The sequence below is a fragment of the Rossellomorea arthrocnemi genome (assembly GCF_904424705.1).
GTDB lineage: Bacteria > Bacillota > Bacilli > Bacillales > Bacillaceae_B > Rossellomorea > Rossellomorea arthrocnemi.
In genome coordinates this window covers 183,513-199,119 of record NZ_CAJGBF010000007.1, presented here as the reverse complement: position 1 = coordinate 199,119, position 15,607 = coordinate 183,513, and the positions used below count along the sequence as shown (strand labels likewise).

Genomic DNA, 15,607 nt, shown 5'->3' with positions numbered 1-15,607 from the left:
TACCAGGAATGGAAGTAAGGTAATCAAAGTCAGGCAATTCACGGGCAAGGGCGATAAGTCTTTCAGTAAGCGAGTGGATCTGTGATTCATACATGGACAATTGGTCAAGTAACATCCTGATTTCCATACGTGCCATTTCCGGACTGTCTTGAAGTCCTATAGAATGCTTTGCCACTTGAAGTAGTCGTTCTACTTTCTTCTTTGACAGATAACGAACGCCCTTTTCCTGAAGAAAGCCAATCAGTTCTTCAGGAGAGAAGATCAAGAGGTCTTCTGGTAAAGGGGCATATTTCAAGATAGCCTGAGCCTGTTTTCCAAGACCTTTAATTACGGAAGCAAACTCAGGGAAATAAAGGTCAATCCATCGTCGGATGCGGTTTTGAATGGAGGCCGATTCTTCTTTTAAACGGGCCCGATAGGCCGTCCCCCGACGAAGCTCTGAATCGATTTGAGTCATTTCCCTTGGGATACTGTAATATCCTTGTGGCATCATTTTTGCGATAACCCGGGCATCTTTCAGATCGTTTTTACTCTGTAGGTTATCGTCTAGCTCTTTGGTTTGCTTCACGTGCAGAGGATTGACCAGGACATATGGAATGCCATGTTCTGTTAGAAAAGCTGCGAGGTTCATCCAGTAATGTCCGGTTGGTTCAAAGCCAACGATGATTTCCTTTTTCTTATGAATACCCATGAGCTTTAGGATTGTGGCGTAAAAGCTTTCAAATCCTTGAAGGGATTGACGGATGACAAAGCTTTTCTTGAGTTCACGCCCACGCTCATCCACGGCACAGGCGTAATGGTTACGCTTGGCTATGTCGATACCGACAACCAGTGTAGTGTCAGAAATTTGATTAATACGGTGATTTCGATTATCATGCATGTGAAGATCCTCCTTAGTTATGAGCGATTGGTTAGCACCTGCATCATAACGGAGGGTCTTTTTTTATGCAATAGATGAATTCTCATCTCACAGGAATAGCTCCTGCGGGAATAGCGGGAAATGCAGAAAAGCGGAGGCGGCTCGTTCAGTCCCGACAAGCATAAGATGAATGGGCTAAGAAGGCGTTCTTTGCCTTCTTGGTCCATTTAGCTTATGACCTCGAGGGGCTAGCCGCCGAAGCTAGACAAGTTGAGACCCCGGAGGGCAAAGCCCGAGGAGGCTCAACTCACGCCCCGCGGAAAGCGAGCACCTGGAGGGGAAATCAACTAGCACTCACTAATTAAAATGAAAAAAAGTTTGCGAAAACAGCCTAATGGAAAGAAGCAGCCGTCGTCTGATCGGTTGCTTCTTTTTTGAATTGATGCAGCACCAGTTGGGGCTTACTGACCCTCACTTTCCGTTTATTGACCGTTCATCATTTTCTTCAAAAATCGTGCATAAACTCCCGGCACTCAGTCAAACTAAACACCACCTTCAAAAACAAATGAAACCTCCCCGCCCCTTCATCCGTATATACACTATAACCACAATCGCAACCTTGAAAGGGGAACACTATGGGAAACATCTTACTATTTTCACTGATCGCCGGATTGGTCATGGCACTACTCCTCGTACCGATGGCCATCATGAAAAAACAAAATAAAAAAGAGGGATATCCATCCTTCTCGGCCCTGTTCGGAGCCATCCTGCTCATCGCTACCATTGTTGTATTCGTCTTCTATTATCTGACGAATCTCGATCAGAACTTTACAAGCATCTGGATTCTCTTGATCATTGCTTCAGGATTTGGGGCCATACTGGCAACGGGGAAAGAGCGTATGGTGAAAGGAATTCTGTTCCTGGCAAGTCTATTTGTCGGTGCCTACTTCCTGACAGCTTTCGTCTTCAATGCCGATGAGAAATTCGAATCGGCCAAAATGGAGGTCAAGACAGAGATAACAGCATTTGATGAAAAGGAAACGCCGGCAAGCGTACCTCCACAATTCGCCCGGAACAAAATGAAAAAAGCCTTCGGTCAAGTACCGAATACGAGCTATTATGAGCTTGGAAACCTGCAAATCCAGAAGGTGGACGGTGAGTATGTGTACATCGCACCGGTAGAATTCTCCGGTTTCTTCAAATGGTTCAAGGGAGATGAAACTCCTGGGTACTTTAAGCTAAGTGCCACGGATTCAAACGCTAACCCTAAATTCATCAAAGAAAAAATGGTGTACACACCGTCTGCTTATTTCAATAAAAAAATCGAACGTCACATTCGCTTGAATTATCCGAAGGAAATTTTCAACGGGGATGTGCAGCTTGAGATTGATGATGATGGAAAACCGTTTTATATCCAGACGTATGGTAACTTCATCTCCGCCCGTAACGGATTTGAGGTCGAAGGGATCGTCATGGTCGATCCTCAAACAGGTAAAACAAAGTCCTACACTATCAAAGACGTACCGGCATTCATCGATGGCGCGGTATCACCTGAAACAGTCAGCCTGCAAAACAGCTATTTCGGTAACTATGTGAAAGGTTTCTGGAACAGTCGCTTCGGTAAATCGGATGTGAAACTTCCTTCAGATGAAGGGACGGAAGCAAATGTGAGTCCAATTTTCGACGAAAATGGTGACATGTATTACTTCACCGATTTCACTTCTCCAAAAGAAGGCGTCGATTCCATGCTCGGCTATTCCCTGACGAACTCAAGAACGGGAGAAGCGACGTTCTATACTGGTAATCTGGAAGAGTCGTATATGGATTCACAGGGAGCCCTGCAGATTATCCAGAAGAAATTCATCGAGAAGAAATGGGACGGAGAAATGCCTGTGCTGTATAATTTCTACGGGGAAGCAAGCTGGCTGACACCAGTGCTCGATGCAAATGGTTTCTTACAAAACTACTTCATCGTCTCAGCCGCCAATCCTGAAATCTCCGCCTATGCAGGCACGCCGAACCAGGCATTGAAAGCCTATAAAACCGCTCTCCAACGTGGTGGCGGAAGTGTCGACGGAAGTTCAAAATCCGAAGAGAAACAGGCAAACGGAACGGTCGTCCGGGTATACAAAGAAAAATCCGGTGACTATACCGTCGTATCCTTCCTCCTCGATAACGGGAAAAACTATATCGTCTCTTCCGAAAATAGCTTACTTGCCATCTATTTGAAGGAAACCGATAAGGTCAACGTCACATATATGGATACAGGAGAAGCATTCCTGCCTGTAAAGGACATGACGATCGAAGGACTACAAGAATAAATGAAGGCCGGAATCATTTAATGATTCCGGCCTTTTCACCTATTCATTCTCCTGCATTCACATAGTACACCAGATTATCCGTCCACTTCCCAAACTCATAAATGAACCCTTTTCGCGTACATTCATACTGCATACCTACACTTTCAGCCAGGCGGATCGACGGCGTGTTATCCAGATTGATATGCGCTTCGATCCGATGATAATTTAATTTGACAAACGCCAGTTGAAGTGCCGCTTTCACCGCTTCTTTGCCGTATCCCCGACTCCAATAACGGTTGTGGATAGTGTAGCCGACTCTTCCCCAGTTGAAGTTGTATCTCATGAGCGTTGAGAAATCGATGGTCCCGATATTCGTCCCATATTCCTTCAGAAAGATTCCAAGAATATAGACCTGATCCCCAACAATCATGTGATCATGCTTCTCAAGCATCTCTCGAAACCAGAACTCCGTGCACTCGCTCATATTCTGATATCCCACATCGTATTTATGTTGTGAAGGGAGCCGGTTCAGATGTTCCCTTAACCAGTTTTCATAATCCCGGTTCACAAATGGCCGGATCACCAGTCGTGGTGTTTCGATGGTTAAGTCCTTGTGCTTCATCTTCTGCCCCCCCCTATTATGTGAAATTCACACTGTATTATGTTAATAGTACCAACCACCCCAGTAGAATGGTAGCTCTTTTTCATAAAAACGGGAGGCGTCCCTTCACCGAGAAACGCCTCCATCGTTATTTCTCTTTATTCCACTCTTCCTCTAATTCCTTCTCGATTTCCTCATCAGATAAATACTCCTCATCCATCTGCTGCACATGCTCGGTGATCCGGTTAAGCTTGGAATGCACGATCCAAAGGCTGATTACCACGAATACCATGAAAAAAATGATGATAAGACCCACATCCATATAATCGACGCCTCCTTTACCTATATTTATTAAAGAAATATAGGAAAAAGAAGACTTTAGTCAGAAAAAGTCCGGAACGGTCCGAAAGTCCCCCGCTTATCCGGAACTTACGAAATACCAGTGTTCATAAAGCTGCTCGATCTCAATGAAATCTCCTCCAAAGTCACCTGTCCGCGGTTTTTCCCCTGAAGATGAATAGACAAACCCGGAGAAAGAATCGAGAATTCCGCGAAAGGTAAAAAAGAGGACCATCCATTTCTGCTTCTTCTTTTCTACCAATATATCTCCCCCGCCACTGGATAACTTTTCATATCGTTTTGGCAGGTGAATAAGAGAATCATTGTAAGAGGCGTTTGAGGTGATTGCACCTTCTTGCACTTGCTTCACCACTGTCTCCCGTTCAGCACGTTTTTTCTCGAAATCCATGTTCAAAACGACTTTGGTGAACGGGAAAAAGATGATGAATACTATGGTCAGGGATTGAATAAGAACCGGTTTCCATCCTTGTCTTTTAATAACGGCAATGATGGAAAAAATCATTGTGACAAGGAAAAAGCCTCCTGCCATCAACCAAAGAAACGGCATTAAAAACGGTGTCAGGATGTGGACGAGGTGCCACTGAAAAAACGCCAGTGCCACCACCATCACACTGCTGACCACAGACAAAATCAAAATGATTTTCCCCATACTCAATACGCTTTCGCCCAATATACCAAATGTATCGCTTTATTTTCACAACACACACATGTATCGGATACCGGCTCCTGTTTGAACGGCATGCATCGTGAAGTAGCACCTGTTTCTTCCTTGATTTTGTCCTCGCATGCACGATCTCCGCACCACATCGCTTTGACGAAGCCGCCTTTTTCCTTTACGATTTCTTTGAATTCTTCAAATGTTTTCGCCACAATCGTTTTTTTATCACGGTGAATTCTCGCCTTTTCCAACAGATTGTGCTGGATGTCCTCGAGTAGTTCAGTGACTTTCCCCTCCAGCTCCTCCATCTTGGCTGTGATTTTCTCACCGGTATCGCGTCTTGCCAGCACCACTTGCCCTTTTTCAATGTCCCGCGGCCCGACCTCCAGACGTAGAGGGATCCCCTTCATTTCATATTCATTGAACTTCCAGCCAGGCTTTTTATCACTGGCATCGATGTCAGCACGGGCAACGCCTGCAAGCTGACTTTTCAGGTTATAAGCGAAATCAAGGACTCCCTCTTTATGCTGGGCAATCGGGACGATCATGAGTTGAGTAGGTGCAATCCTTGGTGGTACCACCAGCCCACGGTCATCTCCGTGGACCATGATCATGGCCCCGATGATCCGGGTCGTGAATCCCCAGGATGTTTGCTGAACATGTTGAAGCTTCCCATCACGGTCCGTAAATTGAATACCGAATGCTTTCGCGAATCCATCACCAAGGTGGTGAGATGTCCCTGACTGCAACGCTTTCCCGTCATGCATCAAGCTTTCGATCGTATACGTATATTTCGCACCGGCAAACTTTTCTTTTTCCGTTTTCTTCCCTTTGATGACAGGGATCGCAAGCAGCTCTTCACAAAGTTCGGCATACACCTCCAGCATTTTCACCGTTTCATCATGAGCCTCCTGATCCGTTTCATGACACGTATGGCCTTCCTGCCACAGGAATTCCAATGTGCGCAGGAATGGACGTGTCGTCTTTTCCCAGCGAACCACATTGGCCCACTGATTGTAGAGCTTAGGCAGATCACGGTAGGAATGGATGATGTTTTTGTAGTGCTCACCGAATAATACTTCTGATGTTGGACGCACACACAGTCTTTCGGCTAATTCCTCTTCCCCTCCATGGGTCACCCATGCCACTTCCGGTGCGAAGCCTTCAATATGATCTTTCTCCCGTTGCAGCAGACTTTCAGGTATGAACATAGGCATATACACATTTTCATGCCCTGTTTCTTTGATCTTGGCATCAAGAGCATCCTTGATATTTTCCCAAATCGCATATCCGTAAGGTCTGATGATCATCGAGCCGCGGACACTTGAGTAATCGATCAGCTCCGCCTTCTTGACGACATCCGTATACCACTGGGCAAAGTCTTCATCCATGCCCGTTACATCTTTTACAAATTCTTTAGCCATTCGTGAGCACCTCTTTTTTTTATTTGATTGGTATTATAGGAGAAAAATTAAATATATCTGTGGGATTTCTGTTTTATCAGCGATTCCCCCGATTTATAAGCGAAATTTACTCTTTCCCAGCGAATCTACCTTCTCCCTAAAACAAACAAAAAAGCCCTGCTTCTCATCAGGGACCATTTCTGGCGGTACCACCCTGATTCAAAGCAGGAGCTTTACACTCATTACATGATAACGGTTTCAGACCGCTGATATCTTCAATCGATACAGAACTTAGAGGCAGGTTCAAAGGTTCATCAATGGGAGCTTCTCACCAAATCGCTCCCTCTCTTTAAAGACAAGATCCCTTTACTGATCCTCTTCAATGTTTCAGTTATTTTAGATGATTATATAGAGATTTGGTGGAGGTGTCAATACTTGTTACATGGAATAAAACCTCTCCATCTCCCTGTCAAAGTAATCGTTCCCATTTCTCTCGTCAAAATCTCCCGCTATCTCCTCAGCCACCTCACTCATCACGTCAACGGCGAAGCCTGGACGATGCCCTGCTTCCACTAGCTTACGGTGGAGGACGATACTGCTCATATAAAAATAGAACATCCCATACGGGTCCTTCCCGCTGTCTGCATACTCGATGTGGCGCTCTAATACCTTTACGCCCTTAAGAGGTTCCGTTAAAGCAAGAAACCGGATATGCTCAGAGGCCTCAACAAGAAAGTGCGGTTTATCGTAAATGAAAAAGTATCCCTCGGACTGGTAACGTACGGCTTCCTCCACCAGGCCGTCCTCATGATAGGGAAGGAGCAGCTTACTATACGTAAGATGAGGAATTTCTCCGCAGCACACTTCTTTGGATAATAAAAGCTTTTCGATAGGTCCTGCTTTGCCCTTCTCACCTGTAAAATAGTAATACTCTAGCTCTGTCTGATATTCACACGCTTCACAGTCTGCAAGGGAATCACCTTCAGCCGCTATCCACTTTTGATAATACATTTCCGCATCAACCACTTCGCCTGTCTTCAAAGCCCGTTTGTGCTGGTACTGATAATAGGGGCGCAAACTATAGCCATAACGGTCATACGCTTCTTCAAAATCCTTGAAAAAAGCGTCCAGAAGCTCCATTTCAATACCCGGCATCTTCACGAGATGCTCCGCCATCCATTTATAAATCCAGAGGAAGCTTTCCACCCAATCCCCAAGATTCTCTTCATTATCCAAAAAGAATCCGTTACACCACTCGAAATGGTCGAATAATTCCTCATACTCCCCAAGGTAGTTGACGGTCCCCATAATCCCGAACCGGCAGCAAAATTCCTTATAGAGATCCCTTTCTTTTTGGGCGATGAACAACAGATCCTCTAATCCGTTCCATTTTTCAAAGCTCGCTTCACTCCGATTCATCAATTCTTCCCATCTGTCCCAATATTGATCCACTGTCATCTTCATCCGCGAACCCCCTTTTACCATCTTTTTTATTTATTATAACATTCAGAATTATAACGTAACTGTTTTCCCAAAGATTTCTTCCTTAATGATGCCCATAACACCAAAGTGATACCAAGCATGACTATCGAACCTGCCGCCACGGCAAATCGTATCGACACCATTTCTGCGCAAGCTCCAATGAGGACAGTTAACAGGATGATGAGTATCCCTTCAAGCAACCCGTACAGGCTGCCCACCCGACCCATGATCCGGACAGGAATGTGTTCTTGATAAAAGGTCTCGAACCCTGTCGTTGCAAAGGCCAACGCGAAGGATAAAAGAGCGAATCCAACCGCTGTCGTTATAAAATCATAGGAGTACGAATAGATGATATATCCCAGGGAAACGACCACAGAACCCACGCCCATCAGGTGCATATGATGAAATTTATGAGAAAACGCTGTATTCAGGAGTGATCCCAGTACAAATCCTCCCCCTGCAATGCTCACGAGATATCCGTACGTACTATCGGAGAGGTGCAGGACCTCTTTTGAAAAAGCGGCTTCTAGGGAATCAATTACGGCAGTCATCACCAGCATGCATGTGAACAATACATACAGCATCATCACATACGCTGCACGACGGCTAAAGGCCCATACCACTCTCCAATCATCCTTGATTACCTCCCATTTAGTACTGCTTGTGTAAACAGGATCTCCATCTACCAAATTCGGTAAAAAGAGGGTGAGCACACCTGATAACAAGAGGGCAAGGGCATTCATATAAAGGGCAAAGTAGGGGGTTCCCACTATGAACATCAACCCGGCAATCCCAGGTCCGATCAAGAATGCACCCGACCCGATCAGTCCCCGAAGAGCGTTGAACCGTTGCCTGTTCTTCCCCGGAATCAGAGTTGTGATGTAGGCCATGGATGCAGGATAAAAGACAGCACTCCCCATATTGATGAAAAGCACAACCGCATACATCCACCAATCCGAGGAAAGGAATGGTAACGCAGCAATCAATACCGCCCTAAAAAAGTCGAGAGACGCCATCAGGTTACGCTTGTTGACACGGTCAATCAAACTCCCCGCCCAACCGTTCGTGAAGAGTGCCCCAAGTGGCTTCAATACATATAACATCACAACTGCCACCGGAGACCCCCACTCATTCAACACAATCAAATTAAGAGCGATTAAATAAATCCATCCCCCTATACTCGAAATCCCGATTCCAATCAACAACAACACAGAATCCTTCCATTTTTTCATTATCTATTCCTCCCCGCGAATGTTGTAAAATAAAAAAATCCCACCCCCAAGACATTCATCTTGGGGGCGAGATTTCCTATCGCGGTGCCACCCCAGTTCGCCTGTATGTCACCATACCGGCCTTTTCGGGTACGGTCATAGACGTATACCCTAGCTCCATAACGGAAGCTCCCGTCACACCATCCCCATTCCGGTTCCGATGCGCTGCTCAGAGTCTTGGTTCAACATCGTCCTTCCTGCCCCTTTTCAGCTTCCGAGGCTCTCTTTAAAGAAGTCGGGATATCTACTCTTCTCTTCATGACATTTTTTTGAAATTTTTATAATGGTAGCATGGGTGGGGTGGGAAAGTAAATGAAAAATTACATAATCAGCTTTGGTTTCAGTATATTTTCAAACCCTGGTTTTTGTTTGATGATCTGAATGAGAATCTCACAGAGTTCATCGAGCTCTCTGGCGTCCGCAGTCGTATTGCAGTCTGAATAGCGGTATTCATGTGTTTCCTGATTCATTCTGATTTTCATTACAAAGCTACGACTCGGCTGAATGGCACAGTGTTTTCCAACTGAAAGGTTTTTCATTTCTTTGACATCCAAACTCTCCACTTTCGAATAAATCTCCTCTATTTCCTCCTTTGTGAAAATCAGCTCCTTCCTCTGTCCCTCCTCGCTTATTAGGGAGTCAGAAAAAGTACTTATCATCATCCCGCTGTCATATCGTATCTCTACATCAAAATTAGATTTATTAGTAAAGAAACCACTCAGCTTCTCACTCCCTAAGACCCCCCATTGCTCACCCTTCACTATTGAAAACACAAACATTAAGAGGAGGATCATCATCAAACTGATAAGTGGAGCATACCATCTGCGGCGATATTCCTTTTTCCGTGTCTCATCGCCTACTCTATTCCTAACCTCTTCCTTCATTTTATTGTTAAAATTGAAGCCGCTCAATCCCTCATCCGTCATTTTTCTAATCTGCCGTTGAAGCTCCCTATCCATTATAAGGCACCCCTTTTGGATACAATTTTTGCAATTTTTCTTTTCCTGTTTTCAATCTCGTTTTAGCTGTATTGATGTTTATTTCCAAGCAATCGGCGATCTCTGAGATTTTAAGCCCTTCATAATAAAATAAAAATAGAACTTCCCTATACTTAACCGGAAGAGACAGTAACTTCCTATGCAGCTCCCTGCTTATTTCTTTATACAGAGCTTGGTTTTGGGGATCATTTCCCCTGAACTCTTGAATTATTTCATTTAGTTTATTCGTAAACAGAAGCTTCCTTGTTTCCCATTTCTTAAGATGATCCTTGCTCTGATTAATAGCAATCCGAATGATCCATGTCTTTAAAGAAGATTCATTTCGAAACGAATCATACCGTTGATAAAATCTGATAAATACCTCTTGGGCAATATCTTCTGCCAAACGGTAATCCTTCACATATGAGTAAGCTACATAGAGCACTTCTTTACCATATTGACTCATTGCTTCTTCAAGTAGGTCATCCTTAGACAAAGTTGATTCGTAAACGGTCTCCTCATTCAATAGGGGATCACCTCTTTTCTAGTACTTGGACGACTGTGGAGGGAAAAAGGTTTGATTTTTTTCCACAAAAAAAGAGCACTCCCAATCCGAGCGCTCCTTTCCTTTAGCTTCCCATCTTACGGCGGGTATTGCTAGGCTTCTTCGTCTGCTGACTTTGCATGCGTTGGTTGGATGCTTTGCCGCCTGTTGACTGCTTACCGCCTGCCTGGGCTTCTTTCTTCTTCGCAAGCTGCTGTTTCATCGCTTCCTGGAGGCTGATTTTTTTCTTTTCTGGCTGTATTTGTTGATCATTATTATTCGACATGTTGGGATCTCCTTTTGAGACTACTAAATTTTTGAAACTATCTCCATTATAATACATCCTACAGAATAAAGACATCAGCCTTCCAAATAAAATAAGCCAACCCCCTAAAGGGATTGGCGAAATATTTCTAGTGGTATCCATTCTGTCCGTTTGCAGAACCGGATGTTTTGTGTTTTGGTTTGTGCTTGCCGTTTTGCTTTGTACCGCCGTCTTTTTTCGTTTTCTTTGTCATGCAGAATCACCCCTAAGACATGGTTTGTGAATCATTATTATTTTGTACAAAAAGAGAAAAGAGTTTCCCGGTAATAACCGGAAAACTCTCCATTTATGCTGCGGACTGTGGAACGTCTTCGTCGACCTTAATAACGCTTCCATCGTTTAAGCGCTTTCGCAATGTGTAGATAAAGGCAAGGATCGCCACGATGGTCACGATAGATGCACCCATATAAGCGGTACCCATTGAAAGTCCGAATCCGATCGGCGCGTTCAGGATATACGTGAACGTTACCATCGTCATGAAAATAGCCGGGATTGTCGCGACCCAATGTGGTTTCTTTTGCAAACCGAGATACATGGCGCCTACCCATAGAGCAATCATTGCCGTCGATTGGTTTGCCCACGAGAAGTATCTCCACAAGAGATTAAAGTCCATGCGTGTCAGCACGACAGAAATGACGAACAGTGGAATCGCAATCCACAAGCGGCTGGACATTTTCACTTGTCCTACCTTGATATAATCGGCGATGATCATACGCGCACTTCGGAATGACGTATCCCCTGATGTGATCGGCAAAATGATCACTCCAAGAATAGCAAGCGTTCCGCCAATTGAACCAAGCATCAGAACAGACACTTCACTTACGACTGCTGCCGGTCCGCCTTCTTTTAAGATAGCATTCAATTCACCAGGCTCAAACAGGCTCATCGCTGCTGCTGCCCAGATCATTGCAATGATCGCTTCTAAAATCATCATACCGTAAAATATTTTGCGTCCGTTCTTCTCGTTTTGCGTCGTTCTTGAGATGATCGGTGATTGTGTTGCATGGAACCCTGAGAGTGCTCCACACGAAATCGTCAAGAATAATAAAGGAAAAATAGCGACGGAATCAGGGTGCATATTTGTTATGGAAACCTCAGGAATATCTGCTCCCGTGATCACCAATCCTGCTCCGATCCCTACCGCACTGATTAAAAGCAGCCCTCCAAACAGAGGGTATACCTTACCGATGATTTTATCGATCGGTAAAAGCGTTGCAACAATGTAGTAAATGAAGATCGCTGCGATAATGACACTAATTGAAATCCATGCTGGTGTTAAATTCGCAATCAGTGCTGCAGGTGCTGTCACGAACACGGTCCCAACCAATACAAGTAAAAGAATCGAGAATGCATTCACCACATGCTTCATTGTTTTACCAAGGAATCGACCTGCAAGCTCCGGTAAATGAGCTCCCCCGTTACGGATTGAAATCATTCCAGTCAAGTAATCGTGAACTGCCCCGGCAAAAATCGCACCGAGTACGATCCATAGGAAAGCAACCGGTCCATATAACGCTCCCATGATCGGACCGAAAATCGGACCGACACCGGCAATATTCAACAGCTGGATCATAGAGTTCCGCTTCGTGTCCATTGGCACGTAATCAACACCGTCGGCCTTTGCATACGCAGGCGTCGAGCGCTTTTCATTAATTCCAAAAATCTTTTCAATTAATTTTCCATATGTGAAGTAACCAATAATTAAGACAACAATCGAGACCAGAAATGTGACCATGTATATGATCCCCTTTCGTTCATTTATGAATACGCTTTCATTATAGCAAGCGTTTTCACTATTTCGTCACATTCTGTTCAAGATGTTAAAAATCGGGGTTGAGATGTGGCAAGTGGTGATTGACGTGCATGGAAAATGACCGGTGCCAGGCACTAATCGGCTTTTTTGTGCCTGGCACCATCGAACCTATTTGTGCCTGGCACCATCGAACCTATTTGTGCCTGGCACCATCCAACCTATTCGTGCCTGCCACCATCGAACCTATTCGTGCCTGGCACCATCCAACCTATTTGTGCCTGGCACCATCGAACCTATTTGTGCCTGGCACCATCGAACCTATTTGTGCCTGGCACCATCGAACCTATTCGTGCCTGGCACCATCCAACCTATTTGTGCCTGGCACCATCCAACCTATTCGTGCCTGGCACCATCGAACCTATTTGTGCCTGGCACCATCCAACCTATTTGTGCCTGGCACCAACAAACCTATTTGTGCCTGGCACCCTTCAACTGGTTCTACCTGGTAAACTCTATAACTCCAACCGTTCCCTAAGTTCCTTCACATAATTCCGGCTCACAGGGATCGCCTCGTCCGCTCCGTAGACCTTCAGCTGGTACACTCCGCTCCCCCAGGGAATCAATTCTTCCACAAAGGGCAGCTGAACGAGATAGCTTTTGTGGATACGGAAGAAAGGATAGGTGGCGAGCTTCGTTTCCAGATCCTTGATCGGCAGTCGACATGTATATTTCTTTTTTTCCGTACAGATGACCGTTTCCCGCTCTTCCCGGAAAATATAGAGAATGTCTTCCGGACGGATAAACACAATCTTATCCTCATCCTGTACGGCCAGTTTCCCCAAGGATGGACTCTCACGGGTCTCTATCTTCAATAATGACTTCAGCCTCTCCATCGCTTGAGCCAGCTGATCCTCTTCAAATGGCTTTAGTAAGTAGGCGACAGCCTCAACACGGAATGCTTTAAGGGCATAATCCGGATATGCGGTGGCGAAGACGATTTCAGGCTTACGCTTCATTTTCTGAAGTGCCTCCGCAAGATCCACCCCGCTCATACCGGGCATCTCGATGTCCAGAAATAGGACGTCCGGTTCTTTTGTTAAAATAATCTCCAGACCTTTCTCTCCTGAGCTTGCTTCCCCGACAACCTCAACCCAGGGATAACTGCTTAGAAGATGCTTCATCTCCTCACGGCTGTATGGTTCATCATCGATTATTGCGACTTTCATTCCTTTTCACTCCTTACGGAAAATTCAACTGTAGTGCCGTTTTCTTTGGAAGATGAGATCGACAGTCCCGCTTCTTTTCCCATCATCATTTCCAGACGTTTGTTGACATTATAGAGACCAATGCCTGTACCAGACAGTGATTCCACAGGCTCTGACAAAAGTTTACTCACTCTGCTCTCATCGATGCCAGTCCCGTTATCCTCGATCCGTACTGTTACTGCCTCGCCGTTACTCATAATTGAAATCTTTAATACAAACCCTGCTTCCACATTCTTCATCCCATGCTTGATTGCATTTTCAACAAGAGGCTGCAGTGTGATGGATGGTACTCTTGCCTGTAAAGCTTCCTCATCTATTTGATACACGACCTCCAGCCTGTCAAAAAATCGTGCTTCTTCAATGGCGAGATACGCTTTTACATGCTGTCCTTCTTCTTTTAAGGTTGACGTTGATTTCGTGCTTCCCGTCAGGTTCTGCCGGACGAATTGAGAAAGGGAGATCAAAAGGGTCCTTGCCTTATCCGGATTGATCCGCGTCAAAGACACAATGACATTGATCGTATTAAAGAGAAAGTGGGGATTGATTTGAGCCTGCAGTGCCTTGACTTCCGACTCTTTCGCAAGCTCCTTATGTGTATCGATTTCCGCAAGCTCCAGCTGATGACTAAGGAGGGTGGAAATCCCCTTCGTGAGCTCCATCAGGATCGGTGTGATTTCCTTTTCTGAATGGAAATAAAATTTAAGGGTCCCGACGATCTCATCCCCTTTTAACAGTGGAGCCATAATGGCAGCTCCTAATGGGCATCCATTCCGGTCACATTGTATGTCTTTTCGCCCAACTTTCATTAATTCTCCGGTTCCGATGACCTTCTTTGTTGCTTCCGTTTGAATCGGACGCCCTTCATGGTGATGATCTGAAGCCAGTCCGACATGGGCGAGGATGTGTGTCGTATTCGTAATCGACACGGCCAGCGCATTTACATCCCTCATGAGGATTTCACATGTTGCCTGGGCTGACAATGCATTCAACCCTTTCCGCATATATTTCACTGTACTGTCTGCCAGGCGCAGTGCTTTTTGGGATTGAGCCGCGCCCATCCGTTCCTCTTCATAAAAAACGCTTTTAATAATAAGCAGGAAGATCCCGGTTCCAATTCCATTGGCCAGAATCATCGGCATTCCAATATCAGACACGAGTAAGTAGGCATCGTCAAATGGCTTTGACAACAACAGAATGAGAAGCATCTGCATTCCTTCTGCAATAAAGCCTACGAGAAATGCTTTTTGAGGGGACACCAGTCTGTTTTTCTTTTCCCTCTTCCCGATCCAGCCTGCCAATACCCCGGCTAAAACCGTTGAGATACCACATGAGAACGCTGTGAATCCCCCAAGGAAATAACGATGGACACCGGCCACCAATCCCGCACCGAGCCCGATCCATGGACCACCGAGCAATCCGGCTACCACGACGCCGATTACCCGTGAATTCGCAATGGCTTCATTCTGCTGTAGATGCCACTGCCATTTCGTATATTCCTCTTGAAACGGATTCACGATCAATCCTGTATATGTACCAACGATCCCAAAGAAACCAAACAGCATAATAAGGAGGAAGGTCTGTGACTTCTTAACATGGGTCCGTTTTTCGATCAGATGACGGAAGAAGCTGATCCTTGTCATCACAAAGGCTATCGTCACGATGATCCCAAGCCGTTCGACCATTGCAGCAATTAACATTTGTCCCCACCTCACTTTCTATATCGCATAAAAAAGGAAGACCCTTTTAAACACGTATGTTTAATAGAATCTTCCCCTGCTTCAACACTTACTATGTCCGGGGAGTGATTTC

Annotated in this window: 14 protein-coding genes and 2 other annotated features; of the genes, 1 reads left to right on the top strand and 13 read right to left on the bottom strand. The window is 45.2% G+C overall.

Annotated features, from left to right (window positions below; genetic code table 11):
• Nucleotides 1–880 (bottom strand): IS110 family transposase (locus BAA9072_RS12170; RefSeq protein ID WP_201714938.1); only part of this gene is annotated, 880 nt, incomplete at its 3' end.
• A 614-nt stretch (nt 881–1,494) separates the two neighbouring features.
• Between BAA9072_RS12170 and BAA9072_RS12165 the strand changes: the two genes are divergently transcribed.
• Nucleotides 1,495–3,180: an MATE family efflux transporter gene (locus BAA9072_RS12165; protein WP_201714937.1), complete on the top strand. Its 1,686-nt coding sequence runs from the start codon at nt 1,495–1,497 to the stop codon at nt 3,178–3,180.
• A gap of 43 nt (nt 3,181–3,223) precedes the next feature.
• Here BAA9072_RS12165 and BAA9072_RS12160 read toward each other — a convergent pair whose 3' ends face one another.
• The 12 genes from BAA9072_RS12160 to BAA9072_RS12105 all read right to left on the bottom strand — a co-directional run bounded on the left by BAA9072_RS12160 (nt 3,224) and on the right by BAA9072_RS12105 (nt 15,495).
• Complete coding sequence (locus tag BAA9072_RS12160; protein WP_201714936.1) at nt 3,224–3,781, bottom strand: GNAT family N-acetyltransferase; 558 nt, start codon at nt 3,779–3,781, stop codon at nt 3,224–3,226.
• A gap of 127 nt (nt 3,782–3,908) precedes the next feature.
• On the bottom strand, nt 3,909–4,082 hold the full coding sequence (locus tag BAA9072_RS12155) for a hypothetical protein (RefSeq protein ID WP_201714935.1): 174 nt from the start codon (nt 4,080–4,082) through the stop codon (nt 3,909–3,911).
• A gap of 96 nt (nt 4,083–4,178) precedes the next feature.
• Nucleotides 4,179–4,754, bottom strand: a complete 576-nt coding sequence (locus BAA9072_RS12150) for a hypothetical protein (protein WP_201714934.1) — start codon at nt 4,752–4,754, stop codon at nt 4,179–4,181.
• A gap of 17 nt (nt 4,755–4,771) precedes the next feature.
• A complete protein-coding gene (proS, locus tag BAA9072_RS12145) occupies nt 4,772–6,202 on the bottom strand; it encodes a proline--tRNA ligase (protein WP_201714933.1) in 1,431 nt (476 codons plus the stop codon).
• 165 nt (nt 6,203–6,367) lie between these two features.
• Nucleotides 6,368–6,573 (bottom strand) — a binding site (T-box leader).
• A 46-nt stretch (nt 6,574–6,619) separates the two neighbouring features.
• Complete coding sequence (locus BAA9072_RS12140; RefSeq protein ID WP_201714932.1) at nt 6,620–7,645, bottom strand: hypothetical protein; 1,026 nt, start codon at nt 7,643–7,645, stop codon at nt 6,620–6,622.
• Between the two features lie 26 nt (nt 7,646–7,671).
• Nucleotides 7,672–8,895: an MFS transporter gene (locus BAA9072_RS12135; protein WP_201714931.1), complete on the bottom strand. Its 1,224-nt coding sequence runs from the start codon at nt 8,893–8,895 to the stop codon at nt 7,672–7,674.
• A gap of 59 nt (nt 8,896–8,954) precedes the next feature.
• Nucleotides 8,955–9,203, bottom strand: a binding site (T-box leader).
• A 51-nt stretch (nt 9,204–9,254) separates the two neighbouring features.
• Entirely contained in the window at nt 9,255–9,893 is a 639-nt protein-coding gene (locus BAA9072_RS12130; RefSeq protein WP_201714930.1) for a hypothetical protein, read from the bottom strand.
• Nucleotides 9,886–10,437 (bottom strand): sigma-70 family RNA polymerase sigma factor, encoded by a 552-nt coding sequence (locus tag BAA9072_RS12125; RefSeq protein ID WP_201714929.1) that lies wholly within the window; start codon nt 10,435–10,437, stop codon nt 9,886–9,888. Before BAA9072_RS12125 ends, BAA9072_RS12130 begins: the two co-directional genes overlap by 8 nt.
• A 103-nt stretch (nt 10,438–10,540) precedes the next feature.
• A complete protein-coding gene (locus BAA9072_RS12120; RefSeq protein ID WP_201714928.1) occupies nt 10,541–10,741 on the bottom strand; it encodes a hypothetical protein in 201 nt (66 codons plus the stop codon).
• 325 nt (nt 10,742–11,066) lie between these two features.
• On the bottom strand, nt 11,067–12,515 hold the full coding sequence (locus BAA9072_RS12115) for a carbon starvation CstA family protein (RefSeq protein WP_201714927.1): 1,449 nt from the start codon (nt 12,513–12,515) through the stop codon (nt 11,067–11,069).
• Between the two features lie 530 nt (nt 12,516–13,045).
• Nucleotides 13,046–13,759 (bottom strand): LytR/AlgR family response regulator transcription factor, encoded by a 714-nt coding sequence (locus BAA9072_RS12110; protein WP_201714926.1) that lies wholly within the window; start codon nt 13,757–13,759, stop codon nt 13,046–13,048.
• Nucleotides 13,756–15,495 carry a sensor histidine kinase gene (locus BAA9072_RS12105; protein WP_201714925.1) on the bottom strand — a complete coding sequence of 580 codons (1,740 nt, stop codon included), beginning with the start codon at nt 15,493–15,495 and terminating at the stop codon, nt 13,756–13,758. The genes BAA9072_RS12110 and BAA9072_RS12105 overlap by 4 nt, the downstream gene beginning before the upstream one ends.
• Nucleotides 15,496–15,607: the final 112 nt, after the last annotated feature.